General features: G+C 66.0%; 25 protein-coding genes. All 25 read right to left on the bottom strand.

The annotated features are described in order from the left end of the window. Positions 1 to 7: 7 nt before the first annotated feature. Positions 8 to 988 (bottom strand): sterol desaturase family protein, encoded by a 981-nt coding sequence (locus tag LGR64_RS05240; protein ID WP_230355054.1) that lies wholly within the window; start codon positions 986 to 988, stop codon positions 8 to 10. Between the two features lie 39 nt (positions 989 to 1,027). After that, positions 1,028 to 1,846 (bottom strand): polysaccharide deacetylase family protein, encoded by an 819-nt coding sequence (locus tag LGR64_RS05235; protein WP_013801176.1) that lies wholly within the window; start codon positions 1,844 to 1,846, stop codon positions 1,028 to 1,030. Next, positions 1,846 to 3,078 carry a YncE family protein gene (locus LGR64_RS05230; protein WP_442873802.1) on the bottom strand — a complete coding sequence of 411 codons (1,233 nt, stop codon included), beginning with the start codon at positions 3,076 to 3,078 and terminating at the stop codon, positions 1,846 to 1,848. Before LGR64_RS05230 ends, LGR64_RS05235 begins: the two co-directional genes overlap by 1 nt. A gap of 182 nt (positions 3,079 to 3,260) precedes the next feature. Then, a complete protein-coding gene (locus tag LGR64_RS05225) occupies positions 3,261 to 3,785 on the bottom strand; it encodes a phosphoribosyltransferase (protein ID WP_012206807.1) in 525 nt (174 codons plus the stop codon). A 43-nt stretch (positions 3,786 to 3,828) separates the two neighbouring features. Further along, positions 3,829 to 5,205, bottom strand: a complete 1,377-nt coding sequence (locus tag LGR64_RS05220) for an adenylosuccinate synthase (RefSeq protein ID WP_012206808.1) — start codon at positions 5,203 to 5,205, stop codon at positions 3,829 to 3,831. Positions 5,206 to 5,244: 39 nt separating this feature from the next. After that, positions 5,245 to 6,393 (bottom strand): ATP phosphoribosyltransferase regulatory subunit, encoded by a 1,149-nt coding sequence (locus LGR64_RS05215; protein ID WP_012206809.1) that lies wholly within the window; start codon positions 6,391 to 6,393, stop codon positions 5,245 to 5,247. A gap of 200 nt (positions 6,394 to 6,593) precedes the next feature. Beyond that, entirely contained in the window at positions 6,594 to 7,484 is an 891-nt protein-coding gene (hflC, locus tag LGR64_RS05210; protein WP_063325331.1) for a protease modulator HflC, read from the bottom strand. Positions 7,485 to 7,496: 12 nt separating this feature from the next. Next, positions 7,497 to 8,891: an FtsH protease activity modulator HflK gene (gene hflK / locus LGR64_RS05205; RefSeq protein ID WP_012206811.1), complete on the bottom strand. Its 1,395-nt coding sequence runs from the start codon at positions 8,889 to 8,891 to the stop codon at positions 7,497 to 7,499. 71 nt (positions 8,892 to 8,962) lie between these two features. Further along, entirely contained in the window at positions 8,963 to 10,177 is a 1,215-nt protein-coding gene (gene hflX / locus LGR64_RS05200; protein WP_141834423.1) for a GTPase HflX, read from the bottom strand. 67 nt (positions 10,178 to 10,244) lie between these two features. Then, on the bottom strand, positions 10,245 to 10,496 hold the full coding sequence (gene hfq / locus LGR64_RS05195) for an RNA chaperone Hfq (protein WP_012206813.1): 252 nt from the start codon (positions 10,494 to 10,496) through the stop codon (positions 10,245 to 10,247). Between the two features lie 102 nt (positions 10,497 to 10,598). Continuing rightward, positions 10,599 to 11,945 carry a ribosome biogenesis GTPase Der gene (gene der, locus LGR64_RS05190; RefSeq protein ID WP_012206814.1) on the bottom strand — a complete coding sequence of 449 codons (1,347 nt, stop codon included), beginning with the start codon at positions 11,943 to 11,945 and terminating at the stop codon, positions 10,599 to 10,601. A gap of 15 nt (positions 11,946 to 11,960) precedes the next feature. Beyond that, the gene (bamB, locus tag LGR64_RS05185) at positions 11,961 to 13,118 is read right to left on the bottom strand and encodes an outer membrane protein assembly factor BamB (RefSeq protein ID WP_141834795.1); all 1,158 of its coding nucleotides are present in this window, start codon (positions 13,116 to 13,118) and stop codon (positions 11,961 to 11,963) included. 20 nt (positions 13,119 to 13,138) lie between these two features. After that, on the bottom strand, positions 13,139 to 13,822 hold the full coding sequence (locus tag LGR64_RS05180) for a YfgM family protein (protein ID WP_012206816.1): 684 nt from the start codon (positions 13,820 to 13,822) through the stop codon (positions 13,139 to 13,141). Between the two features lie 70 nt (positions 13,823 to 13,892). Then, entirely contained in the window at positions 13,893 to 15,152 is a 1,260-nt protein-coding gene (hisS, locus tag LGR64_RS05175; RefSeq protein WP_216595210.1) for a histidine--tRNA ligase, read from the bottom strand. 179 nt (positions 15,153 to 15,331) lie between these two features. Beyond that, positions 15,332 to 16,615, bottom strand: a complete 1,284-nt coding sequence (gene ispG / locus LGR64_RS05170) for a flavodoxin-dependent (E)-4-hydroxy-3-methylbut-2-enyl-diphosphate synthase (protein ID WP_230355053.1) — start codon at positions 16,613 to 16,615, stop codon at positions 15,332 to 15,334. Positions 16,616 to 16,617: 2 nt separating this feature from the next. After that, positions 16,618 to 17,613 carry a RodZ domain-containing protein gene (locus LGR64_RS05165; RefSeq protein ID WP_230355052.1) on the bottom strand — a complete coding sequence of 332 codons (996 nt, stop codon included), beginning with the start codon at positions 17,611 to 17,613 and terminating at the stop codon, positions 16,618 to 16,620. Then, the gene (pilW, locus tag LGR64_RS05160) at positions 17,606 to 18,466 is read right to left on the bottom strand and encodes a type IV pilus biogenesis/stability protein PilW (RefSeq protein ID WP_442873801.1); all 861 of its coding nucleotides are present in this window, start codon (positions 18,464 to 18,466) and stop codon (positions 17,606 to 17,608) included. Before pilW ends, LGR64_RS05165 begins: the two co-directional genes overlap by 8 nt. Positions 18,467 to 18,515: 49 nt before the next feature. Further along, a complete protein-coding gene (rlmN, locus tag LGR64_RS05155) occupies positions 18,516 to 19,640 on the bottom strand; it encodes a 23S rRNA (adenine(2503)-C(2))-methyltransferase RlmN (protein ID WP_230355051.1) in 1,125 nt (374 codons plus the stop codon). A gap of 92 nt (positions 19,641 to 19,732) precedes the next feature. Further along, positions 19,733 to 20,158 carry a nucleoside-diphosphate kinase gene (gene ndk, locus LGR64_RS05150; protein ID WP_012206822.1) on the bottom strand — a complete coding sequence of 142 codons (426 nt, stop codon included), beginning with the start codon at positions 20,156 to 20,158 and terminating at the stop codon, positions 19,733 to 19,735. A 169-nt stretch (positions 20,159 to 20,327) separates the two neighbouring features. After that, positions 20,328 to 21,731: a pseudouridine synthase gene (locus tag LGR64_RS05145; protein WP_230355050.1), complete on the bottom strand. Its 1,404-nt coding sequence runs from the start codon at positions 21,729 to 21,731 to the stop codon at positions 20,328 to 20,330. Beyond that, positions 21,728 to 22,537: an SMC-Scp complex subunit ScpB gene (gene scpB, locus LGR64_RS05140; protein ID WP_230355049.1), complete on the bottom strand. Its 810-nt coding sequence runs from the start codon at positions 22,535 to 22,537 to the stop codon at positions 21,728 to 21,730. The genes LGR64_RS05145 and scpB overlap by 4 nt, the downstream gene beginning before the upstream one ends. Positions 22,538 to 22,647: 110 nt before the next feature. Further along, on the bottom strand, positions 22,648 to 23,718 hold the full coding sequence (locus LGR64_RS05135; protein ID WP_230355048.1) for an RluA family pseudouridine synthase: 1,071 nt from the start codon (positions 23,716 to 23,718) through the stop codon (positions 22,648 to 22,650). After that, entirely contained in the window at positions 23,718 to 24,596 is an 879-nt protein-coding gene (locus LGR64_RS05130) for a peptidoglycan DD-metalloendopeptidase family protein (protein WP_034396301.1), read from the bottom strand. The genes LGR64_RS05135 and LGR64_RS05130 overlap by 1 nt, the downstream gene beginning before the upstream one ends. 13 nt (positions 24,597 to 24,609) lie before the next feature. After that, entirely contained in the window at positions 24,610 to 25,398 is a 789-nt protein-coding gene (locus tag LGR64_RS05125) for a protein-L-isoaspartate(D-aspartate) O-methyltransferase (protein WP_013801166.1), read from the bottom strand. Continuing rightward, positions 25,395 to 26,180 (bottom strand): 5'/3'-nucleotidase SurE, encoded by a 786-nt coding sequence (gene surE / locus LGR64_RS05120; protein ID WP_043782596.1) that lies wholly within the window; start codon positions 26,178 to 26,180, stop codon positions 25,395 to 25,397. The genes LGR64_RS05125 and surE overlap by 4 nt, the downstream gene beginning before the upstream one ends. Positions 26,181 to 26,247 lie beyond the last annotated feature (67 nt).

The following is a 26,247-nucleotide window of genomic DNA, read 5'->3' as shown; positions in this document are numbered from 1 at the left end:
CCCAGCCTCAAGCGCGACCCATCAACCTTAGGAACCCACGCCATTGCTGGGCCCAAAAGCCCTGGCCGTAGTCGCGCAGCTGGCCCTGGGCATTGGGCTGGACCTGGTCGCGCACGCCGGTGGGATCGAAGCGCAGCTCGAAGTTGGCCGTGCCGAACAGCATGTCCCACCAGGGCAGCAGCACGCCGAAGTTGTTGCCATGCGCCTTCTTGTTGCGCACGGGCGCCATGGGCTCATGGCCTATGCCGATGGCGTGGTGGCGGCGGTGAAAGCGCGGGCTGATCCACAGCCGCTCTCCGATGTTGCCGAACCAGACGCGCAGGTTGGCATGCTGGAAGCTCTCGCTGAGCTGGGTGAAGGCCACGATGGCCACGAATTGGCCCGGCGCCACACCGATGAGCTGGGCCACGAGCACGATGATGGTGTCGCGGATCACATCATCGAGCAGGTGGTTGCGGTTGTCGCTCCACACCGTCATTTGGCGCTGCGAGTGGTGCAGCGCATGCAGCTTCCACCACCAGCCGATGCTGTGCTGGCCGCGGTGTATCCAGTAGTCCAGGAAGTCGAAGGCCAGCAGGTAGATGATCAGGCTGACCCAGGCCAGGTCGGTGACGCCGGGCCACACGCCGTCGAGGTGAAAGCTCGGCAGCCCCCAGACATGCAGGCGGCCCATGAGCTCGTCCCACAGCGGGTCCAGCGTGAAGAACAGGGCAAGCCGGAACAGGCCCAGCCGGTGGACCACGGTGTAGATGATGTCCACGTGGATGGCGCGCCGGTCGGTGACGGGCTCGACGGGCCGCCAGTACTGCAGCGGCGCGATCACCGCCACCATGATGAAGATCTGCAGCAGGCCCACCAGCAGCCAGCCCGTGGCGCCATAGGCGTCCTCCAGCAGGCTGGCCTGCCCCAGGCCGAACAGCAGGGGCTGGACAACGCCCTCGAACAGGCGCTGCTGCGCATTACCGAACCACTGAATCCACCAGTCCACACCACGCTCCCATCGCCCGCCGCGCTGCGCGCGCGGACACTATGCGAATTTTGCTACCCAATCCCGATAGTCGGGATGCTCCCGCAGCGTGCGGAAGCAGAACCCCTGCTTGAGCAGGCCCGTGACCAAAGGTTCCAGCACGGCCGGCGCCCAGGGGTCCTTGCGTGACCAGATGCCCAGATGGGCCAGCAGGATGTCTCCGCTGCGGATGTTCTTGAGCGCCTGGGCCAGCAGCTGCGCATTCGGGTAGCGGTCGCTGGGCAGCTCATCGCCCAGAAAACCCGCGCTGGCCCAGCCCACATGCATGTAGCCGCCCTGCCGCGCGGCATCCAGCAGCGCGGGCGAAGTCTTGCCACCGGGCGCACGGAACAGCGGCAGGGGCTTGCGCCCCGTGATCTGCTGCAGCCGCTGTGCGGATCGGCGGATCTCGTCGCAATAGCCTGCCGCATCGACCGTGAAGTTCTCGTTGGCGCGAGGCCCTGCCGAGGGGCGCACGCGAAAACCCGTGACCGGCCCGTTCTTCGAGGCGCGCAGATCACCGCGCCAGTACATGTGGTCGTAGGTGTGCGAGGCGAATTCATGGCCTTCGGCAGCGCGTGCGCGCCACCAGGGCGCCCAGGTCTCGCCCAGGCTGCCATCGCCTTGCTGGGTGGGCTCGTTGGCCGCGAAAAACGTCACTGGCACCGCATGGCGCTTGAGCACATCGGCCACCAGGTCGGCAATGCCCATGTGGCCCGTGTCGAAGGTCAGATACACGGTCTTGGCACAGCCTGTGCCCTGCCCCGCCGCCAAGGCGGGGCGCAGCAGGCCGAAAGCCGCCGCACCGGCCAGCGATTGCGCAAAGAGACGGCGGTCCATCAGCGTTGCGCGTGGGCCAGCGTCCACACGCCGTGCGGCGACTTGCCGACCTTGACCTGCTGGACCACCTTCTTTTCCACGGTGTCGATCACCGACAGCTTGCGCGCCCAGCGCGAGCTGACCAGCAGGTAGCGGCCGTCGGCAGAAACGTCCATGCAGTCGGGACCGCCCGGTGCCGGGTAGCTGGCCACGACCTGGTTGGTCTGCATGTCGATCTTGCTGATGGTGTTGGCCACTCGGTTGCTCACATACAGGTGGCGGCCGTCGCCGGCGGCGCGCATGGCGTGGGCGCCAGCGGCTGTCTTGATGCGGGCCACGCTGCGCGGCTCGGGGCCGGTGATGTCGAACACTTCCACGCCATCGCTGCCGGTCAGACCGATGAACAGCTTGGTGCCGTCCGGGCTGCCGTAGAGATCGGCCGGCATGGGGCCGGTGGGCACGCGGGCCTTGATGGTCTGGGTGGCAATGTCGATGGCCACCAGGGCATCGCTGTCCTGCATGGTGGAATAGATGGTCGTGCTCTTGGCATCGATCCAGAGATGGCTGGGCGTCTTGCCTGTGGGCACGCGCTTGACCAGCTGCGGGTTCTGGCCATCCCAGCGGTAGATGTCGATGTGGTTGAGGCGGTTGGCTGCCGTGACGAACCACTTCATGTCCGGGCTGAAGCGCAGGTGATAGGGGTCGATGATGTCGCGGATCACGCGCTGCACCTCGCCCGTGCGCGGATCGACCAGGGTCAGGGTGTCGCCCAGCGCATTGGCCACGACCAGCGATTTCTCGTCCGGCGTGAGGTACAGGTGATGCGGCTCCTTGCCCGTGGGAATGCGGGCCGTCTCCTGCCAGGTGACCGGGTCCACGATGCTGATGTTGGCATCAAGCGAGTTGAGCACAAAGATGAGTGTGGGGCCTTGGGTCTGCGGTGGCGGCGTGACACGCGCGACCGGGGCCGTGGGAGCGGCCGTAGCCGAGGGAACGGACGGCGCGGCAGGAACGGCGGCCGCCTGGGCCGATGCGGCTTGCGCCTGCACGGCAGCAGACGTGGCCGAGGCCGCGCGGGCCGATTTGGATCCGGGCAGCGATGCCACGGCCAGCCAGGCCAGCGCACCGCCGCCCACAACCAAAGCCACAGCCGCGCTCAAGCGCCCGACGGAAAGACGTTTCACAAAGCACCACCTTCTGAGAATCTGCGCAGTGTAGCTGCGCCAATCAGCCCCTCGGACGCTCTGGGGCATCGGCTTTTGCTGCTGTGCAAAAAACCGACATTTGCGCGACGTTGGCCCGAGATATCGCGGCAAGCGCGCCAATCCATGACTTGCATCAAGGCATGACAACGGCGCATGGAAATACCCGCCACAACGAAAAAGGGAGCCGACAGGCTCCCTTCGCTGGCATGCACCCGAAGGCGCAGTGGCAATCAGATCTTCCACTTCTCCATGAGCTTTTCGGGACGCAGGGTGTCGTAGTGCTCGAAGGGCTGGTGGATCCAGGGGTTGGTCGGCAGGTAGTCCACCGAGTAGTCGGGCGTGAAGGCCGACAGGCCCTTGGTCCAGATCACGGCGCTGCGCAGCTCGGTGATCGGCGGGTAGTTGGTCTTGAGCATGGCGATCACGGCGTTCAGCGTGTGACCCGAATCGGCCAGGTCATCGACCAGCAGCACGCGGCCGGCGATCTCGCCCTTGGGCGTGGTGATGAAGCGCGCGATGTCCAGATGGCCCTGCACCGTGCCGGCTTCGGCGCGGTAGGAGCTGGTGGACATGATGGCCAGCGGCTTGTCGAAGATGCGGCTGAGCATGTCACCGGGACGCAGGCCGCCACGGGCCAGGCAGAGAATGGTGTCGAATTCCCAGCCGGACTGGTGCACTTTGATCGCGAGCTTTTCGATCAGTCCGTGGTATTCGTCGTAGCTCACATACAGGTGTTGACCGTCTTCCGTCAGCATGGAATGGCTCCTGGTTCAATCTTGGGGTTCAGCCGCCAGTGGTTCACTGGGCGGCGTAGGGGTTTTGCATCAGGATGGTGTGATCCCGGTCGGGGCTGGTCGAAACCATGGCGATGGGCACGCCCGTCACTTCCTCGATGCGCTCCAGATAGCGGCGGGCATTGGCCGGCAGCTTGTCGTAGTCGGTCACGCCCACGGTGGAATCGGTCCAGCCGGGGATGGACTCATAGATGGGCTTGCAGCGGGCGATCTCGTCGGCGCCCATGGGCAGCAGGTCGATCTTCTCGCCATCGAGCTCGTAGCCCACGCACAGCAGCAGTTCCTGCAGGCCGTCGAGCACGTCGAGCTTGGTGATGCACAGGCCCGACAGGCCGTTGACCTGGGCGCTGCGCTTGAGCAGCGCGGCGTCGAACCAGCCGCAGCGGCGCGAGCGGCCGGTGGTCACGCCCTTTTCGGCGCCCACGGTGCTCATGTGCCAGCCCGGCGTGCCTTCCTTTTCCCAATCCAGTTCGGTGGGGAAAGGACCGCCGCCCACGCGGGTGCAGTAGGCCTTGGTGATGCCCAGGATGTAGTGCAGCATGCCGGGGCCCACGCCCGAGCCTGCAGCCGCATTGCCGGCGACGCAGTTGGACGAGGTGACATAGGGATAGGTGCCGTGGTCCACGTCCAGCAGCGTGCCCTGCGCGCCTTCGAACAGCAGGTTGGCGCCTTCGGCGTGCGCGGCGTTCAGCTCGCGGGAGACATCGGCCATCATGGGCTTGAGCAGCTCGGCATGGCGCATGGCTTCTTCGTACACCGCGTCGAATTGCACTTCGCCATCCTTGATGTACGGCTTGAGCGCGTCACCGAAGGTGAAGTTCTTCGAACCCAGCACGTTGACCAGGATGTGGTTGTGCAGAGCCAGCAGTTCGCGCAGCTTGGTGGCGAAGCGCTCGGGGTACTTGAGGTCCTGCACACGCAGTGCGCGGCGGGCAATCTTGTCTTCGTAGGCGGGGCCGATGCCACGGCCGGTGGTGCCGATCTTCTCGGTGCCGCCCTGCTCGCGCGCAGCTTCGCGCGCCACGTCCAGCGCCGAGTGGAAGGGCAGGATCAGCGGGCAGGCTTCGGACACGCGCAGACGGTCACGCACCTGCACGCCAGCCTTCTCCAGGCCTTCGATTTCCTCGAACAGCTTGGCGGCAGAGAGCACCACGCCGTTGCCGATGTAGCACTTCACGCCGGGGCGCATGATGCCGCTGGGGATCAGGTGCAGTGCGGTCTTCACGCCGTTGATGACCAGCGTATGGCCAGCGTTGTGGCCACCCTGGAAGCGGACCACGCCCTGGGCGCTTTCGGTCAGCCAGTCCACCAGCTTGCCCTTGCCTTCGTCACCCCACTGGGTGCCGACCACGACCACGTTGCGACCTTTGGTAGCTTTCATATTCAAATCCGATGAAATCCGAAGAAATTGACAAATGCGTCAGATGGCTTGCACGGCCCACTGCCCGGCAACCTGCACGAGCTCGCGGTCGCAGTGGAATTCGTCCACTTCGCTTTCATGCCCTGGCAGCACGCAGACCACGGTCTCGCCCTGCCGGCGCAATGCAGCAATGGCAGCCGCAACCTGGGGATCGTCGCCCCAGGGCGCGCGGATGGCAGCCTTGAGCGGGCGCTCGGGCACGACGGCGACGAGCTGCTTGATGTCCAGGCTGAAGCCGGCGGCGGGCCGGTTGCGGCCAAAGACCGCACCCACCTCGTCATAACGGCCGCCGCGCACCAGCGCATCGCTGGCACCCGGCACATAGATGGCGAAGCGCGTGCCGCTGTAGTAGGCATAGCCGCGCAGATCGGCCAGATCGAAGCTCACGCTCACGCCCTCCAGGCGCTGCGCCAGCCAGCGCAGCTGGTCCAGCAGCGGCTGCACGCCTGCGGTGCGGGCCAGCAGCTTCTCGGCGCGGTCCAGCACCTCGATGCCGCCATACAGCTGCAGCAAGGCCATCAGTCCCTCGCGCGAGGCGGCAGGGAAGTCGCGCGTGAGGCGCTCGAGTTCGCTCGCATCCTTGGCGGCCAGCGCAGCGTGCACGCCGCGCAGCACCTGCATGTCCACCATCACGCCAGCAAGCAGGCTGCGCACGATGCGCACATCGGCCAGATCGACATTGATGTTGGTGACGCCTGCGCTGCGCAGGCAGTCCAGCGCCAGGTGCAGTGCCTCCAGGTCGGCTTCCATGCCCTGGTGGCCGTAGATCTCGGCACCGAACTGCAGCGGCTCGCGCGTGGCGCGGGGGCGGTCAGGGCGGGCATGGACGACGGGGCCGCAGTAGCACAGGCGCGTGAGGCCCTTGCGGTTGAGCAGATGGGCGTCGATGCGGGCCACCTGCTGCGTGGTGTCTGCACGCAGACCCATGGTGCGGCCTGTCAGCTGGTCGATGAGCTTGCAGGTCTGCAGGTCCAGCGCCTCCCCTGTGCCGGTGAGCAGGGATTCGAGGTACTCCAGCATGGGCGGCATGACCAGTTCATAGCCATAGCCACGCGCTGTATCGAGCAGGCCTCGACGCAATTCTTCGATGTGCCGGGCCTCGGAAGGCAAGACATCGGCGATGTGATCCGGCAGGACCCAAGCAGACATGGAAAAGGGGGAGGCTGTTAAAAACGTGATTCTACCGGCTGTTGCGGGCCAGCCCAAATTGGGGGTGACCCAAGGCCCACGGCGGGTGTTCGGTATTCCGAATCGATTCGGTGCACGGGCGACAGCGGCGGCGCAAGAAAAAACGGCGCCCCAACAGGGGCGCCGTGCAGGGGCCGGGCGGCGTTGCCGCTCAGGCGCGCTTATTTTCCAGAGCTTCCACCACTGCGGTAGGCCTTGAAGAAATCGGTCTGCGAAGGATCGAGCACGAGCACATCGCTCTTCTTGGCAAAGCTGGCCTTGTAGGCCTCCAGGCTGCGGTAGAACTGCGCAAACTGCGGGTCCTTGCCAAAGGCCTCGGCGTAGGTCCGGGCGGCTTCGGCATCGCCCTCGCCCTTGACCTTCTGGGCATCACGGTAGGCATTGGCGATGGTGATCTCGCGCTGGCGATCGGCCTCGGCGCGGATCTTCTCGCCTTCGGCGGCGCCGGTGGAGCGCAGCTCGTTGGCCACGCGCTTGCGCTCGGCTTCCATGCGGCGGTAGACCGATTCCGTGATCGTCTCGGCATAGTCCACGCGCGTGATGCGCACATCGACCACGTCCACGCCCCAGGGCTTGGCGCCGCGCACGGTCTCCAGCACTTCGCGCTTGACGTCGTTCATCAGCGCATCGCGCTTGCTGGACAGCAGTTCGCGCACGGTGCGGCGGTTGATTTCCTCCTGGAAGGCATTGCGCACCACGCGGTTGAGCTGCATGGCGCCGGCCGACTCGTCCAGGCCCACATTGCGGATGTACTCCGACGGATCGGAGATGCGCCAGCGCACGTACCAGTCGATGACCACGCGCTGCTTTTCGGCAGTGAGCATGGGCTCGGTGTCGGTGCTGTCCAGCGTGAGCAGGCGCTTGTCGATGTAGCGCACGTTCTGGAACGGCGGCGGCATCTTGATGTTCAGGCCCGGCTCGGTGATCACTTCCTTGATCTGACCCAGGGCATAGACCACGCCGAACTGGCGCTGATCGACGACGAACAGCATGGAGCTGAGCAGCGCGAGCGCCAGAAGAATGCTGGTGATGAAAAATCCAACTCGGTTCACTTGGGCTGCTCCTCAGCGTGCTTCGCGGTCACGGCTGCGACTGCTGTCGCGGCTGCGCGCATCGTTCGAAAGGCCGGGAATGGCGGCAGGCGCAGGCGCCTGGGTGCTGGGGGCCGCCGAGCTGTCGGCTGCCGGCACATTGCCGCTCACGCCTTGCATGATCTTGTCCAGCGGCAGGTACAGCAGGTTGGAGCCCTGGCGCGATTCCACCAGCACCTTGGTCACGTTGCCGTAGATCTGCTGCATGGTTTCCAGGTACATGCGGTCGCGCGTGACCTGGGGAGCCTTCTGGTACTCGGTGAACACCGAGCTGAAGCGCTGCGCATCACCCTGGGCCTGGGCCACGATGCGGGCCTTGTAGCCGTTGGACTCTTCCAGCAGGCGCGCCGCCGAGCCGGCTGCGCGCGGCACCACGTCGTTGGCGTAGGCCTGCGCTTCGTTCTTGGCACGCTCACGCTCCTGGCCTGCACGCAGCACGTCGTCGAAGGCGGCCTGGACCTGCTCGGGCGGACGCACGCCGCCTTGCTGCAGGTTGATGCCCACGACTTCCACGCCCACCTTGTAGCGGTCCAGGATGGTCTGCATCAGGTCGCGCACGCGCGGGGCGATCTGGTCGCGCTCCTCGGCCAGCGCCGTGTCCATCTTCATCTTGCCGACGACTTCGCGCACGGCAGTCTCGGCGGCCTGGACCACGGCCTCGGACGGGTTCTTGCTCTCGAACAGCCAGGCGCGCGCGTCGCTCAGGCGGTACTGGACGGCGAACTTGATCTCGACGATGTTCTCGTCCTCGGTGAGCATGGCCGACTCGCGCAGGCCCGTGCTCTTGATGATGGTGTCGCGCCCCACGTCGGCCGAGCGGATCTGCGTCACGAAGACCAGTTCATGGCGCTGGATCGGGTACGGCAGCCGCCAGTTGATGCCGGCGCCCACCGTGCTCTTGTACTTGCCGAACTGGGTGATGACGGCCTGCTGGCCTTCCTGGACGATGAAGATGCCCGTGCCCATCCAGATGATGAAGGCAATGCCGGCGATCAGGCCCACGCCCATGCCGGCGCTGCGCATGTCCGGCGGCTGGCTGCCGCCGCCATTGCGGATGGGCGGCTGGCCACGGCCGCCGCCCGGCTTGCCGCCGAACAGCCCCGAGAGCTTGCGGTTGAGGTCGCGCCACAGCTCATCCAGATCAGGCGGCTGGCCGCCGCCCGACGAGGGGCGGTTGTCACGGCTGTCGCGGTTGTCGCGTGCAGGTTCCGCAGGCGGGGGCGGCGGCGCGGGACGGTCGGCATCGGGGCGCGAAGCATCGTCGTTCTTGTCGTCGCCACGTCCCCATCGCGGATCATTCAGGTTGAACATCCCGCGAAGGCGCTGCGGCAGCATCGCCCAGCGATGGGCGCGTTGTGAAAGATTCATGCGAGAAGTCTCGGTTTCTTCGGTAAAGACAGGGACCCAATCGGCATTTTGCCCAATCAGGGCGCTAGCCCCTAGTATTCGGCGTCCTGCCCAGGGGGCATCGCGCCATCCACCTCCTCCTGATCCCGCTCATCACCACCGTGCGCTTCGGCGTGTTCCGCCTCCGCGCGCAGCGCATGCTCGGCCAGCAACTGCCGCAGCTGCGGCAGCCCCTCGCCGGAGCGGGCGCTGACGAACACCCGTGAAACAGGCAGCCCGTCAAGCTCGTACTGGTCCTGCAACTGCGCTGGAAGCCGCTCCGGATCGACGGCGTCCAATTTGTTGAAAACCAGTACCAGAGGCACCTCCTGGGCACCGATTTCCTTCAGAACTTTCTGGACTTGTTGGATTTGCTCTGGGAAATTCGGATTGGAGGCGTCGACCACATGCAGCAGAAGATCGGCATCGATCGCCTCCTGCAACGTGGCCTGGAATGCATCGACCAGGCCGTGCGGCAGGTCGCGGATGAACCCCACGGTATCCGACAGGGACACCGATTGCTGGGCTTCATTCAGGTACAGCTGGCGCGTGGTCGTGTCCAGCGTGGCGAACAGCTGGTCGGCCGCATAGGCGCGCGCCTTGACCAGCGCATTGAACAGCGTGGACTTGCCGGCGTTGGTGTAGCCAACCAGAGAGATATTGAAGATGCCATGGCGCTCGCGCCGCCGACGCTGCGTGGCGCGCTGCTTCTTGACCTTCTGCAGCCGCTCCTTGGTGCGCTTGATCGACTCGTCGATCATGCGGCGGTCCAGCTCGATCTGCTTTTCGCCAGGGCCGCCACGGCCGCCGATGCCGCCCATCTGCCGCTCCAGGTGGGTCCAGCGCCGCACGAGGCGCGTGGCCACGTATTGCAGGCGCGCCAGCTCCACCTGCAGCTTGCCTTCATGGCTGCGGGCGCGCTGGGCGAAGATCTCCAGGATCAGCAAAGTGCGGTCGTTGACCGGCATCTGCAGATGGCGTTCCAGATTGCGCTGCTGGGCCGGGCTCAGGGCCTGGTCGAACAGCACTTCCTGGGCACCGTGCATCTGGGCGAGCATGCGGATTTCGTCGGCCTTGCCACTGCCCACGAACAGCGCCGCATCGGGCACCTTGCGCTTGCAGGTCAGGCGTGCAACGGGACGCAGGCCGGCCGTGCCGGCCAGCAGGCCCAGCTCTTCCAACTCGCCATCGAAATGGGGAAAGCCGAAATCCACGCCCACCAGCAGCACTGGCGTTGGCGTGGGCCGGTCAAAAGATTCAGAACTCAAGAAAAACCTCTCCCGAAGGGTGAGGAAGCTCCCCGGCTGTGCGGGGAGGCATCAGGGCGCCGCGAGCTCAAGCGCTGGCGTCGCTGCCGGCAGCTTCGGCCGTGGAGAAGTTCACGGCGCGGCCGGGAACAATGGTGGAGATGGCGTGCTTGTAAACCATCTGCGTGACGGTGTTGCGAAGCAGAACCACGTACTGGTCGAAGGATTCGATCTGGCCTTGCAGCTTGATGCCGTTGACGAGGTAGATGGACACCGGAACATGTTCGCGGCGAAGCGCGTTCAGGAACGGGTCTTGGAGGAGTTGGCCTTTGTTGCTCACGATATTCTCCGTGTTCGAAGAGTGTTGTTGTAAACCGACACCTTACCACAGTGTTTTGGGGCCCTTGTTCGCACAAGGGTTTTCCCGAAATCCCGTGGCTTGTTACTTGTCCTTGTCGGCAAAAGGATTATGAGAGGTTTTCAACTCGATCCGCAACGGCGTGCCGACCAAATTGAATTCCTTGCGGAATCGCCCTTCGAGGAAGCGCTTGTAGGCTTCCGTCACATGCTCGAGCGAATTGCCGTGTATGACGATGACCGGAGGGTTCATGCCGCCCTGGTGCGCATAGCGCATCTTGGGGCGGTAGATGCCCGTCTTCTTGGGCGTCTGGAACTGTACGGCCTCCATCAGCAGGCGCGTGAGCACCGGCGTGGGCATCTTGCAGGTGGCAGCCTTGTGCGCCTGGATGATGGAGTTCCACAGCGGACCCAGGCCCTGGCGCTTTTCCGCCGAGATGAAATGCATGGGAGCGAACTTGAGGAAGGACAGGCGCGTCTCGATCGAGCGCTCCAGCATCTGGCGCTGGTAGTCGTCCACCGCATCCCATTTGTTCACGGCCAGCACCACGGCACGGCCGCTTTCCAGCACGTAGCCGGCAATGTGCGCATCCTGGTCGGTCACGCCCTGCGTGGCATCGATAAGCAGCAGCACGACGTTGGCGCTTTCGATGGCCTGCAGCGTCTTGACCACGGAGAACTTCTCGATGGCCTCGAACACCCGGCCCTTGCGGCGCAGGCCTGCCGTGTCGATCAGCTCGAACTTCTGGCCGGCGCGCTCGAAGGGCACCGAGATGGCGTCGCGCGTGGTGCCCGGCATGTCGAAGGCGACCAGCCGCTCCTCACCCAGCCAGGTGTTTATCAGCGTGGATTTGCCGACATTGGGGCGCCCTGCCACGGTGAGGCGGATGGGCTTTTGGGCCACATCGTCGAACGGGTCGTCTTCCTCGGGCTCGGGCAGGTTGAGCTGGCCCAGGGCCAGGTCGAGCAGGTCGCGCACGCCCTGCCCGTGTGCTGCGGAAACCGGCAGCACATCGCCCAGGCCCAGTTCGTAGAACTCGGTCAGCTGCACGCCTTCCTTCATGCCCTCGGCCTTGTTGGCCACGAGCACGCAGGGCTTGCCCAGCCGGCGCAGGTACTTGGCGATGTCGTGGTCCTGGGCGGACATGCCCAGGCGCGCATCGACAACGAAGACCACGACGTCAGCCTCGGCAACAGCCTGCTGCGTCTGGCGCGCCATCTCCTTGAAGATGCCGCTGGATGCATCTGGCTCAAAACCGCCGGTATCGATCACGATGTACTCGTGCTTACCCTGGCGGCCCTGTCCATAGTGGCGGTCACGCGTGAGGCCCGCGAAATCCGCGACGATTGCATCCCTCGACTTGGTCAGCCGATTGAACAGCGTCGATTTGCCCACATTGGGTCGCCCTACCAGGGCAATAACTGGCTTCATTCCCGAAAATACCTATCAATCCGGCCTGAAGCCGTACACAGTTCCGCTGCGGCTTACCACCACCAGCGTATTGGCAGCCGATACCGGGGGCGAGGCCACGCCGGAGTCGTCCGTCTTCAATCGTGCCAGCGCCTGTCCGTCCGTCTTGGACAGCAGGTGCACCACACCATAGTCATCACCAAACACCACCGAGCGGCCCAGCATCAACGGCGCCGTCAGGCGGCGGTGCTGCAGCTGGTCGATGGACCACACGCGCGAGCCGTCGCCGCGGCGCCAGGCCTGGACGGTGCCATTGCTCTCGGCGCCGAACACGGCATCACCATCGCCGTCGATGCCATCTGCACCCTTGGACGGCTGGGTCCAGCGCACCGATGCGTTTTGCGTATCCACACAGCCCACGGCAGCCTGGAAGGCACGCGCGCAGACGCTGTCACTGACACGGCTGACGCGGCCCACGAGGTCTACCAGGCGCTCCACGTCATTGGTGCCGCGCGGGCTGGCCAGCGGGGCCTCCCAGCGCACGGCGCCGGTGTCGGGATCAATACCCACCATGCGGCCCGACAGGCCGGCCACCAGCGTGTTGCCCACGGCGATCAGCACGCCGGGCTGGCGCAGCACCAGGGGCTCGCCCGGGCGCTGCGCGGTCCACAGCTTGCGGCCGTTGGCGGCATCGAAAGCGGCCAGCGAGCGGTCGGCTGCCAGCACGAAGACGCGGCCTCCCGCCACCAGAGGCGGCGTGTAGGCGGCTGCGGGCAGCGGCTGCTTCCACAGCTGCTTGCCTTGCGAGTAGACGATGACCTGGTTGCTGCGCGTGAGCACGGCCTGGCGCTCGGCGTCACCGCCCACGCCCGCGGTCAGCGGCTCGCCCACGGTGAAGCGCGACAGCTGGCTGCCGTTGCGTGCATCGAGGGCCGTGACGCTGCCGTCCTTGGCAGCGATCAACAGCGTGTCGCCCTGCACATGGATGTCGGTGGCCAGCGGCACTTCGGCGCCGAGCTTGGCGGTCCAGGCCTGGTGCACGGCCAGCAGGCCGGGGTTGGCACCCAGCTCCTGGGGCTTGGGCTTGGTGTCGCTGCTGAACCACGAGGACACGGTGGAGCAGCCACCCAGGGCACCGGCCAGCAGGCCCAGAGCCATCCAGCGCGCAACGCCGCGCGGGCGCGAAATCGCCATCAATTGATCAGCCGAGGTTTTCAAGGTTGCTTCTCCGAAGTCGACGTCTTGGCCTGTGCCAGCACGGTGGGTTCAGCACCCAGCGCATTGAGCTTGAACTCGATCAGACGGCCATAGTCCACGCCCTTGTCCAGGGCGGCATGGGCGCGCTGGTAGGCGTCAATGGCCTCGGCCTGCTTGCCCTGGGCCGCAAGAATGTCGCCACGGCGATCGGCCACGATGCCGGCGAAGGATTCGGGCATGCTGCCTTCCAGCGCCTTGAGGGCTTCGTCGTATTGCTTTTGCTGCTCCAGCACGGCGCTCAGGCGCAGCTTGGCCAGGGCCTTGTAGCCTTCGTCGCCCTTGTCGGCCACCCAGCTCAGGGCTGCCTTGGCGTCATCGAGCTTGCCTTCGTCCACTGCAGCCTTGGCCAGCAGCAGGCCGGCCTGGGCCGCCTGCGTGGTGCCGGCGTACTTGTCCTTGAGATCGGCGAAGGCCTGGCCGGCGCGCGCCGCGTCCTTGCCAGCCAGCGCCACGTCAACGGCATGCGCCAGAGCGGCAGCCTGCGTGGCCTGGCGCTTTTCCCAGTACTGGTAGCCATTCCAGCCGGCAAAGCCGACGAAGATGACCACGAGCACGCCGGTGATCAACGTGCCCCAGGTATTCCAGAAATGCTTGAGCTGCTCTATCTGCTCTTGTTCTTCGAGATCGAAATGGTTTGCCATGGATCGCCTGTGTCGCTTTATGTATGGAGGTCGCCGCTGGAGCGGTCGCTTGAAAAGCTGCGGATGCTGGTCAAACCGCCGATTGTAGGGTGGCAGCCCATTGGGCCGCATCAGCCAGGGCTTGCTGCACCTGCTGGCCCGCGCCGTCGCGCAGCGACTTGACGGTGACCAGGCCCTGCTGCAGCTCATCGGAGCCGAAGATCAGCGCGAAATGCGCGCCGCTGGCATCGGCCTTCTTGAACTGCGACTTCATGCTGCCCATGCCTTCGGCGCTGGCCGCGTGCATCTGCACGCGCACACCGGCCTCGCGCAGCTGCTGCAGGGTGCGCAGCGCCACGGGCATGGCCGCCACATCGGGGACGATGGCATAGGCATGCAGCGTGGGCGCGGGAATGTCGGTGCCGAGCTCCTTGACGAGTTCCAGCACGCGCTCCACACCCAATGCCCAGCCCACGGCAGGCGCGCTCTTGCCGCCCACCTGTTCGATCAGGTAGTCGTAGCGGCCGCCCGCGCAGATGGTGCCCTGCGAGCCCAGCATGTCGGTGATGAACTCGAACACCGTCAGGTTGTAGTAGTCCAGGCCGCGCACCAGGCGCGGGTTCACGGTCCAGGGCACGCCGTTGGCGTCCAGGATGGCCTTGAGCCCGTCGAAGTGGGCCAGCGAGCCCTCGCCCAGGAAGTCCAGCAGGCGCGGCGCGCCGTTGACCATGTCCTGCATGGCGGGGTTCTTGGTGTCCAGCACGCGCAGCGGGTTGCTGTACATGCGGCGCTTGGCCTCTTCGTCCATCACGTCCTGGTGCTGCTCCAGGTAGGCGATCAGGGCCTGGCGGTGTGCCTGGCGCTCCTCGGGCTGGCCCAGGCTGTTGATTTCCAGGCGCCACTGGGTCAGGCCCAGCTGCTTCCACAGGGAAACGGCCAGCATGATGAGTTCGGCATCGACATCGGGGCCGGCAAAGCCCAGGGCCTCGGCGCCGATCTGGTGGAACTGGCGGTAACGGCCGCGCTGCGGGCGCTCATGGCGGAACATGGGCCCCATGTACCACATGCGCTTGCCGCCGTCGTACAGCAGATTGTTCTCGATGGTGGCGCGCACCAGGCTGGCCGTGCCTTCGGGGCGCAGCGTCAGGCGCTCGCCGTTGAGCTTGTCCTCGAAGGAGTACATCTCCTTCTCGACAATGTCCGTCACCTCGCCGATGCCACGAACGAACAGCTGCGTATGCTCGACGATGGGCGTGCGCACGTTGCGGTAGGCAAAGCGCGCCATCAATTCACGCACCTGCGCTTCCAGCCATTCCCAGCGAGCGGACTCGGCGGGAAGAATGTCGTTCATGCCTTTGACGGCGGAAAGTTTTTCGGGTTTGGCCACGTTGTTCTCGTTCGATGAATGCTCGGAAACAGGCGCTGACCCCGCTTTTTTCGCCCCATGCTCTCAACGCCTGTTTCGCGTGAGAGCCAATGAGGCAAAGCGTGGCGCGCTATCTATTTTGCAATAACTGCAGGCGCAGCCGCTCAGGCGGGTGCAGCGGCGGTGGCGCCATAGGTGCGCGCCACATAATTTTCGACCAGTGCCTGGAATTCCTCGGCAATCCGCTCGCCGCGCAGCGTGAGCGCCTTTTCGCCGTCGATGTAGACGGGGGCGGCGGGCGCCTCGCCCGTGCCGGGAAGGCTGATGCCGATGTTGGCGTGCTTGCTCTCGCCGGGACCGTTGACGATGCAGCCCATCACGGCCACCTTCATCGCCTCGACACCGGGATACTTCATGCGCCACAGCGGCATCTGGCCGCGCAGATAGTCATCGATCTGCTTGGCCAGTTCCTGGAAGGTGGTGCTGGTGGTGCGGCCGCAGCCCGGGCAGGCCGTGACGCTGGGCACGAAGATGCGCAGGCCCAGGGCCTGCAGGATTTCGGAGGCGACCACCACTTCCTGCGTGCGCGCCTCGCCGGGCTGGGGCGTGAGCGAGACGCGGATGGTGTCGCCAATGCCTTCCTGCAGCAGCACGGACAGCGCGGCGGCCGAGGCCACCGTGCCCTTGGTGCCCATGCCGGCTTCGGTCAGGCCCAGGTGCAGCGCATAGTCGCAGCGCTGCGCCAGGGCGCGGTAGACCGAGATCAGGTCCTGCACGCCGCTGACCTTGCACGACAGGATGATGTTGTCGCCATTCAGGCCCATAGACTCGGCCAGGCGCGCGGAATCGACGGCCGAGGAAATCAGCGCCTCGAACATGACCTGGCGCGTGTCCCAGGGCTGGGCGCGGCGCGAGTTCTCGTCCATCAGCCGGGCCATCAGTTCCTGGTCCAGCGAGCCCCAGTTGACACCAATGCGCACGGCCTTGTCGTAACGGGCCGCCGCCTCGATCATCTGGCCGAACTGCTTGTCCTTCTTGTCGCCCTTGCCCACGTTGCCGGGGTTGATGCGGTACTTGGACAGTGCCTCGGCGCAGGCCGGGTATTCGGTGAGCAGGCGGTGGCCGTTGTAGTGGAAGTCACCCACCAGCGGCACGTACTCGCCCATGCGGTCCAACTGCTCGCGGATATAGGGCACGGCGGCGGCAGCCTCGGGCGTGTTGACGGTGATGCGCACCATCTCCGAGCCGGCCTGGGCCAGCTGGCGCACCTGGATGGCCGTCTCGACCGCGTCCACCGTATCGGTGTTGGTCATGGACTGCACGCGCACAGGCGCATCGCCGCCCACGGTGACGACGTTGTTGCGCCAGACCACACGGGCCTGGCGGGACTTGCGCGGCAGCGTCGAGGCAATCGCTATCGGCTGCTGCGTGATGGGGAGATCTTGCACGGTCACTTCACCTCAAAGCGGGCCACATTGTCGCGGGTGGTCTTGGCGACTTCCAGCAATTCGCCACGCACACGCACCTCGGTGCCGCTGGCATTGCCGATGATGACCGACAGCGGCAGGGCGCCCTCGGCGCCAATGGATTCACCGGCCGCCAGCGTCTTTTGCAGCACCACGCGGCCGCTGGAATCCTTGACCTGTACCCACGATTGTGCGTTGGCCTTCATGACCAGCACGCCACCAGGCGTTTGCGCCGCGGTGGCTGCCGATGTCGCTGCTGCGCCCTCGGCAGGCGCATCGGCTGCAGGGGCAGCAGGCGTTGTGGTGGACGCAGGAGCCGGAACGGCTGCCGCTGCAGGCGCTGAAGTTGCCGGTGCAGATGCAGATGCAGATGCGGGGGCAGATGCAGCCGGCACATCGGCCGGCGGCGTCGCCGCAGGCGCAACGGGCTCCTGGGCGGCCACGGGCTCGGACACAGTCCCTGCAGGCTGCACCAGGGCAGCGGCATCGGAAGCGCCGGCCTGCGGCTCTTCGGCGTCGCCTTCATGCTTGGGCAGGAAGTAGACGGCAGCGGCAGCGGCCAGCAGCAGCAGCACGATGATGGCCACCTTGCGCGAGCCGTTTTCACGTCCCAGCGATGTTCCGGTGGCCTTGAAGGAGCGCTCCTTGAACGTGGCGTTGATGCTGCCGCGATCATCGGCCAGGCTCTTGAGCTGGGTGCGCGGCAGCAGGGCCAGCACCGATGCCGAGTCCATGCGCAGCGTGCGGCAGACGCTTTGCGCCAGAGCCCGCATGAAGACATGGTCCTGGAATGCGGCGTAGTCATCCGCCTCCAGCGCCTCCAGCTTGGGGGCTGGCACCTTGAGTGCCGCCGCCAGCCCGGCCAGAGACAGACCCGCCGCCTCGCGCGCCTGGCGCAGCAGCGTGCCCGCCGTCATGGAAGTTTGTGCGTTCTCGCCTTGCGTACCTGCTTCGTCATGCACCGCCAACACCTCACTCATTGAATGCTCCACGCTCGTAGGCCAGCCATTGGCGGGACTCGGGGAAGCGCTGGTGCAGCTGGTCAGCCAGCTGCCGCATCGCTGCAGATTGCTGCAGCGCCCTCTCTATCTTGATCCCCAGCCACAGGCTTTCCGCATTGGACTGGGGACTGCTGTTCAGGCGCCGGATGTAGAACTGCGCCCTCTTGGCGTCGCCGCCCTGCAGCATCACGTTGCTCAGGTGGTAGGCGATCACCGGGTTGGCGGGATCGAGTTCATAGCCCTTGAGCAGCGCCTGCTGGGCCTCGACCAGCAGGCCGGCCTGCTGCAGGCACAGGCCCTTGGCCATCCAGGTTTTGGGGCGCTCCAGGTAGCCGGGCTGGGCCAGGGCCTTGTCCAGCCATTCCTGGGCTTGCGCGTATTGCTTGCGCTGGCACAGCAGCCAGCCATAGTTGTGCTGCAGGTCGCCGTCCTGGGGACGCAGCGACATCGCCTTGCGCAGGCTGGCGTCGGCCTGGTCCCAGTCCTGGTTGCGCATGTAGATCAGGGCCAGCAGGCCGTAGCCGTCGGCGGAACTGGGGTCGGAGGCCAGCGCCTGGTTCACCTCTTCCAGGGCCACATCGATGCGGCCGGCCTGGAAATAGGAAGCCGCCAGCTCCAGGCGGATGCTTGCGCGGCGGCGGGGATCGACCTCGGCGGCAGAAGCCATCGAGGCATTGGAGACGGAGGAAGCGTTGCCGGAGCCAGAATTCGTCGGGGGCACCAAAGGCTGCTTGCCTGCGCAGCCCGCCAAGAAAAGAACCAGCGCGGGCACTGCCCAGCGCATGCCTGTATCGAAATCCCCCGTTCGCAGCCGCCGAGCCACTGACTTCATGAACTGTCCTTTGTTCCGTCGGGGCATGCCAGGCATGCCCCAGGTCTTCTCAAGGCACCTGCTTGAGAACAATGGTGCGCTGCCTGGCCATGCGCTCGGCAGCGCGCGTGCGGTCCTTGACATCGCCAGCCAGCTGTCCGCAGGCTGCGTCGATGTCGTCGCCACGTGTCTTGCGCACCGTGGTCACGATGCCGGCATTGCTCAGCAGGCTGGCGAACTCCGACACCCGCGCTGCGGGTGAACGCAGCAGCCCCGAGGCCGGGAACGGATTGAACGGAATCAGGTTGAACTTGCACCAGCTGCGGCCATCGCCACGCGCGCGGACCAACTCTATCAGTTGGCGCGCATGCTCAGGCTGGTCATTGACGCCATCGAGCATGCAGTATTCGAACGTGATGAAGTCACGGGGCGCGAACTCCAGGTAGCGCTCGCAGGCATCAAGCAGCTCGTGGATGGGGTACTTGCGGTTCAACGGCACCAGAGGGTCGCGCAGCTCGTCATTGGGCGCATGCAGCGACACCGCCATGGCCACGGCGCAGTCCTGGGACAGCCGGTCGATCATCGGCACCACGCCCGAGGTGGACACGGTCACGCGGCGGCGCGAGAGGCCGTAGCCATGGTCATCGAGCATGGCGCGCAGCGCCGGCACCAGGGCCGTGTAGTTCTGCAGCGGCTCGCCCATGCCCATCATCACCACGTTGGAGATGACGCGCTCGCCGCCCGTGCCCAGGCGCTTGCGCAGCGCATGCTCGGCATACCACAGCTGAGCCAGGATCTCGCCCGTGCTGAGGTTGCGGCTGAAGCCCTGGTGACCCGTGGAGCAGAAGCGGCAGCCCACGGCGCAGCCCGCCTGGGACGACACGCACAGCGTGCCCCGGTCATCTTCGGGAATGAAAACGGCTTCGACGGCATCGCCGCCCCCCACGTCGAACAGCCACTTGACTGTTCCATCGGCAGACACATGCTCGGTCAGAACCGGCAGGGCCGTGATGTGGGCACACGCCTTGAGCTTTTCGCGCAGGGACTTGGCCAGATCGCTCATCTGGTCGAAGTCGCTGGCGCCTCGCTGGTGGATCCAGCGGAACAGCTGCGTCGCGCGGAAACGCTTCTCGCCGAGTTGCTCGCAGTAAGCGGCAAGTCCGTCGAGATCAAAATCTAGCAAATTGGTATTCATGTCGGCAGGCCGGTGCCACGCCGCTCTCGGCTCTTCCGCGGCAGGCATGGCCTGCACCGGACAGACCATGACGGCCGCGGAAGACGCGGGGATTAGCGCGAGTAGACGTTCATGCCGGGGAAGAAGAAAGCCACTTCCACGGCTGCAGTTTCAGCGGCGTCAGAGCCGTGCACGGCGTTGGCGTCGATGCTGTCGGCGAAGTCGGCGCGGATCGTGCCCTTCTCAGCCTTCTTGGGGTCGGTGGCGCCCATCAGTTCGCGGTTCTTCAGGATGGCGTTCTCGCCTTCCAGAGCCTGGATCATCACGGGGCCGGAGACCATGAAGTCCACCAGGTCCTTGAAGAAAGGACGCTCCTTGTGGACGCCGTAGAACTGCTCGGCTTCGCCGCGCGACAGGTGCACCATCTTGGCAGCGATGACCTTCAGGCCAGCGCCTTCGAAGCGTGCGTAGATCTGGCCGATCACGTTCTTGGCAACGGCGTCGGGCTTGATGATGGAAAGAGTGCGTTCGATGGCCATTTGAATGGTTCCTAATCAGGGTTACTATGGATTTTTGTCAATTGGACAAAACCGTTGATTCTAGCTGTGCCATCAAAGTCCTTGATGACATGGTGCTGCCAAATGGCAGGCTTACAGGGCGGGCCGACCGCCGCTGAATGAACCAGAAGGCGGACGGCCCGGCCGCCTTTCAGCGGCGTCCTCCCGGCTTGCGCTTGGCGTTCTGGCGTGCACGCGACAGGCTGTCGGAGCCGATGTAGCCCACCGATGTACGCATCGGATCGGGCTGCTGGCTGCCGCCGCCCTTGCCCCGCCCGCCTGCGCTGCCCTGCCCCTTGCCCTGTCCCTGGCCGCCGTCAGCCTTGCCGCCCTTGGCTGCAGGCTTGGCACGCGGGCCGTCGAGCATGGCGTTGGGCGCCGGGCGATTGCCGTCGAAGTAGCGGCCGCCGCCTTCGCGGCGAACGGTGTTGCGGTCTGCCGGGCCACCACGGCGGCCTCCGGCCGGTGGCTTGGGTGCAGCGGGCGCACGCGCCTGCATGCCGGCTGCCGAAGCCAGGGACTGGATATCGGCCTGGTCCAGCTCCACCCAGGCGCCGCGCTTGAGGCCGCGCGGCAGCACCATGGCGCCGTAGCGGATGCGGATCAGCCGGCTCACGGCATGGCCCACCGCCTCGAACATGCGGCGCACTTCGCGGTTGCGGCCTTCGGAAATGGTCACGCGGTACCAGCAGTTGGCGCCTTCACCACCGCCGTCCTCAATGGAGCCGAAGGCGGCCACGCCGTCTTCCAGCTGCACGCCGTCGGTCAGGCGCTGCTTTTCTTCCTTGCTGAGCGCGCCCAGCACGCGGGCTGCGTATTCGCGCTCCAGGCCGAAGCGCGGGTGCATCAGGGAGTTGGCCAGCTCGCCCGAGCTGGTGAACAGCAGCAGGCCTTCGGTGTTCAGGTCCAGGCGACCCACCGATTGCCATTTGCCATGCTGCAGGCGAGGCAGCTTGCGGAACACCGTGGGACGGTTTTGCGGATCGTCATGCGTGACGACCTCGCCCACGGGCTTGTGATAGGCGATGACACGCGCCGGCGGCGGGTCGATGCGAAAGCGGATGGGCTGGCCATTGACCTTGATCTGGTCGCCGAACTGGATGCGCTGGCCCACGTGGGCAGGCTCGTTGTTGACCGAGATGCGGCCTTCAAGAATGAGCTGCTCCATTTCGAGGCGCGATCCCAGCCCGGCCTGGGCCAGCACCTTGTGCAGCTTGGGCGAATCGACCTGGGGCAGCAGCACGCGCTTGGCAGGCGCGGCATCGTCGCGCTCTTCGGCAGCGTCGAGCTCGCCCGAGATGACGTCCGCAAAACCGTAGCCTTCGACAGACCCTGAGTCGGTCGGCTCTGATGCATCAGCCGTCACCAGCTCTTGCACGGTGTCTTCGGCATGCACCGCCTCGGCGGCCGGACGCGGCTTGCGCACAGGCTTGGCGCCGGGCCGCGCCCCGGCCTTGGCAGCGCGCGAGCGCGCGGGGCGGGCCTTGCGCTGCGCGCCGGCCTCATCGGACGCCGGCTGGGCGTCCTGGTCTTTGGAGATATCACTACCCGTCATGGCTTTCCTTCTTCGGCCTGCTTTGCAGTGCCGTCCGTATCCGTTGTATCCGCTGTATCCGTTGCGTCTGTTGTCTCTGCCGCATCCGCTGCGTCTGCCGCATCCGCCAGGTCTGCTGTATCTGCTTGAGCCGTATCTGCTGCCAATGCGGCATCTGCCCCGGCCGATCCCATGGCATCTGCCTCGCCCGGGGGCTCTTCGGGCAAGAGAGCGTCACCGGCTGCCGCGGCCTCGTCCGCAACCAATTCCTGCGCACCCGACTCTTCCAGCGCCTTGAACAGGCTTTGCTGGGATTCGGGCTCCTCGAGCATGGGCAACTGGTCCAGCGACTGCAGGCCCAGGTCGTCCAGAAACTGGCGCGTGGTGGCGAACAAAGAGGGCCGGCCCACGGTTTCCCGGTGGCCAATGACCTCGATCCATCCCCGGTCTTCCAGTTGCTTGATCAGCAGGCTGTTGACCGTCACGCCGCGTATGTCCTCGATGTCGCCACGCGTCACTGGCTGGCGGTAGGCGATGATCGCCAGCGTCTCCAGGGTCGCGCGGGTGTAGCGTGGCGGCTTTTCGGGATGCAGCCGGTCCAGATAGACCCGCATCTCGGGCCGGCTCTGGAAGCGCCATCCAGACGCCACCTGCACCAGCTCCACACCCTTTTGCGCCCAGTCTTTCTGCAGGTCCAGCAGCAGGTCCTTCAGCGTGTCGGAGCCCAGCACGTCATCGAACAGCGAGCGCAGCTCACGCAGCGTGACAGGCTGCGGCGCACAGATCAATGCAGTTTCCAGGACCCGCTTGGCATCTACCGTATTCATGGCTCAGCGTCTCGGGAACAAAGGCGCGCGTGCCACCAGAGGTGGCAGCCAGGGTGCGCCGAATCAAAGAAGAGGAAGCAAGCGCTCCACGGATGCCATGCGAGAGATGGTCAGAGGCTTTCGGCGGGATTGTAGCTCAGCCCCCAATTTTCCAGCGCCTGTGCCATATCGGGCGGCAGCGGCGCGCGCAGCACCAGGGCCTGGCCTGTCATGGGATGGATGAAGGCCAGCCGGAAGGCGTGCAGCGCCTGGCGCGCCATGCCGCCAGCCTCCTTGCCGCCATAGACGGCATCGGCCACCAGCGGGTGGCCCAGCGATGCCATGTGCACGCGGATCTGGTGGGTGCGGCCCGTGTGCAGCGTGCAGCGCACCAGGCTGACTTCCTCGTTGCCGGCCAGCAGGTCGATGTCGGTGCGCGCGGTCTTGCCTGCATGCTGCGCCAGGTCGACCACGGCCATGCGCAGGCGGTTGCGCGGGTCGCGGCCGATGGGCGCATCGACCTCGCGGCGCTTGCGCGGGCCCCAGGCCTTGTGGGCCAGCGCCAGGTACTGGCGGCTGACATCGCGCGCGGCGATCATGGCCACCAACGCGTCCATGGCGGCGCGGCTGCGCGCCACCACCATGAGTCCGCTGGTGTCCTTGTCCAGGCGGTGGACGATGCCGGCGCGCGGCACCTCCCGCGCCTTGGGGTCGCGCCCCAGCAGGCCATTGAGCAGGGTTCCCGTCCAATTGCCCGGAGCCGGGTGCACGACCAGGCCAGCCGGCTTGTTGACGACCAGCAGGTGCTCGTCCTCATACACCACGTCCAGCGCCATGTCTTCGGGCTGGAAGGCCATGCTCTGCTGCGTGGGCCGCATCTCCAGCACCATCCGGTCGCCGGCGGCCACCTTGGTGGCCGGCTTGACCAGCACACGCCCATTGAGCGTGACCGCGCCCTGCGCCAGCAGTTGCTGCAGATAGCTGCGGGAGAACTCGGCCACGCATTCGGCCAGCACCTTGTCGGCGCGCAGGCCGTGCTGGGCCGGCGGCACGGTGATCTCGCGCAGCTCGGCTGCGGCGGCCTCGACCTCGCCGCCTTCGGCCTCGTCCTCGACCGGCTCCCACGGCGATTCGCCGGGCGCAGAAGAAACAAGCCCCTGCGGGGCAGGGGCTTGTCCGGTTTGCCTGGTGCTGCGGCTCATCAGCGCGAAGGCAGGTAGCGCGAAGGATCGACAGGCTTGCCCTGGCGACGCACCTCGAAGTGCAGCTTCACGCGGTCCGCGTCGGTGCTGCCCATCTCGGCGATCTTCTGGCCCTTGCGCACGGTCTGGTCTTCCTTGACCAGCAGCGTCTGGTTGTGCGCGTAGGCCGTGAGGTAGGTGTTGTTGTGCTTGAGGATGATCAGGTTGCCGTAGCCACGCAGGCCGGCGCCGGCATAGACCACGCGGCCATCGGCAGCGGCCATCACGGGATCGCCGGCCTTGCCTGCGATGTCGTAACCCTTGTTGCGCGCCTCGTCAAAACCGGCGATCAGGCTGCCCGATGCAGGCCAGATGAAGTCCACATCGTCGGCGCCCTTGCCGGCTGCGGGTGCAGGGGCGGGTGCCGGGGTCGGTGCGGGTGCAGGCGTTGCCGTGGTGCCGCCCGACGATGCCACAGGCGGCAGCGGCGTTGCCACCACGGGCGAGCCGCTGGGCGTGGAGGAGGCGGTGGACGAGGGGCGCGTGCCGACGCTGTCCGAGCTGGTCGGCGGCACGACACGCACCACCTGACCGACTTCGATCAGGTTGGGATTCTCCAGATTGTTCCAGCGCGCGATGTCCTTCCAGCTCTGGCCGGTTTCCAGGCCGATGCGGATCAGCGTGTCACCGGGCTTGATCGTGTAGTAGCCGGGCTTGCCGGCGTTTTCGACGCCGGGCAGCGGCTTGACGGCTGCCGATGGCGAGGAAGAGGTGGAGGAGGTGGTGGTCGTTCCACGGTCCTCCACGGGAGCCCTGTTCACTTGGGATGTGCAGCCTGCCAGAACCATGCCGGCCAGCACCACCGTTCCCCAAGCCCCAAGACTTCGCGATACCAACATAAGTTATTCCCTTCTAGGCGATGCCCGATTTTAGGGGGACAAAGTTCACGGCCTCCAAAATCGACTGCGTAAACCCGTGTGAACTCTTGTCAATCACCAGCAGTGCCTGCTTACCACCCGTAACCACCATGGGGGCGACAAGCCGCCCGCCCACGGCCAGTTGGTCGCACCAGGCCGAGGGCATGCTCTCGCCGCCAGCGGCCGAGATGATGCCCGCATACGGCGCGCCGCTGCCATAGCCTTCCATGCCATCTCCAAAGATCAGATGGACATTGGTCAGCCGCCAGGGACGCAGGTTGCTGCGCGCTTTCTCGTGCAGGCCGCGCAGGCGCTCGATCGAATAGACCTCGCGTGCCACGCGGGCCAGCACCGCCGCCTGGTAGCCGCAGCCCGTGCCGATTTCCAGCACGCGGCCCAGGCCCGACTTCGCGGCTTCCGAACCCAGCAGCAGCTCGGTCATGCGGGCGACCACGCTGGGCTTGGAGATCGTCTGGCCCAGGCCAATGGGCAGGCTGGTGTCTTCATAGGCCTGGTTGACCAGGGCGCTGTCCACAAAGCGGTGGCGCTCCACCGATCCCATGGCGGCCAGCACGGCCGGCGACTGTATGCCGGTGGCAGCCAGCCGCTGCACCATGCGGGCGCGCACGGCGGCCGAGTCCAGGCCGATGCCCGAAGGCTGTTGCGGGACACGGGCACCGGCCGGCGCCAGCGCAGAGCGCGCAGGCGCCGCGCGCGAGGCCGGCGCAGGGGTCTGCACCGAGCGCGCCACCCACGAGGGAACTCCGGGACGGCGCTCGCTCACGGTTGCACCGCCCCGCCCTGGCCGGCCGACGCCAGCCTGGCCGCCGTCTGCGCCCAGTAGCCCAGGTTGTCGTGGTCGGTCAGGTCCACCTTCAGCGGCGTGACGGACACATGGCCGTGCGCCGTGGCATGGAAGTCCGTGCCCTCCGAGTCATCCTTGGCCGCACCTGCGCTGCCTATCCAGTACATCATTTCGCCGCGCGGGCTCTCCTGGGTGATGACGCGTTCGGCCGCATGGCGGCGGCCCAGCCGGCACAGCTTGAGGGGCTTGAGCGCGGACAAGGGCATGTTGGGAATGTTCACGTTGAGCAGCCAGGGCGACAGGCCGATCAGTTCCTGCGATTGCATGTCCATGACCAGCTGGCGCGCAGCGGCGGCAGCGGCCTCGATCTCGGACCAGCCCTTGTCCACCTGCGAGAAGGCAATGGAGGGAATGCCGAACAGAAAGCCCTCCATGGCGGCGCCCACGGTGCCGGAATAGATGGTGTCGTCGCCCATGTTGGCGCCGTTGTTGATGCCCGAGACCACCAGGTCGGGCCGGTAGCCCAGCAGGCCGGTCAGGGCGATGTGCACGCAGTCCGCAGGCGTGCCATTGACATAGCGAAAGCCGTTGTGGGCCTGGTGCACATACAGCGGCGCGTTCAGCGTCAGGGCGTTGGACTTGGCACTGTTGTTGTGCTCCGGTGCCACCACCTCGACGTCTGCCACCGTGCGCAGCGCCTCGTACAGGGCCTGGATGCCGGGCGCCTGGTAGCCGTCGTCGTTACAAATGAGAATCTTCATGGATACAGCAGGGATTGCGGGCGATTGTAGGCGGGCGTCTCGTCGCCCGAGGGACAGGAGGCATTCC

Origin of the sequence: Delftia sp. Lp-1 (assembly GCF_020523835.1) — a bacterium.
Lineage (GTDB): Bacteria > Pseudomonadota > Gammaproteobacteria > Burkholderiales > Burkholderiaceae_C > Comamonas > Comamonas acidovorans.
Note: the sequence above shows the minus strand (reverse complement) of the source record. Positions and strands in the feature narration are given on the sequence as shown.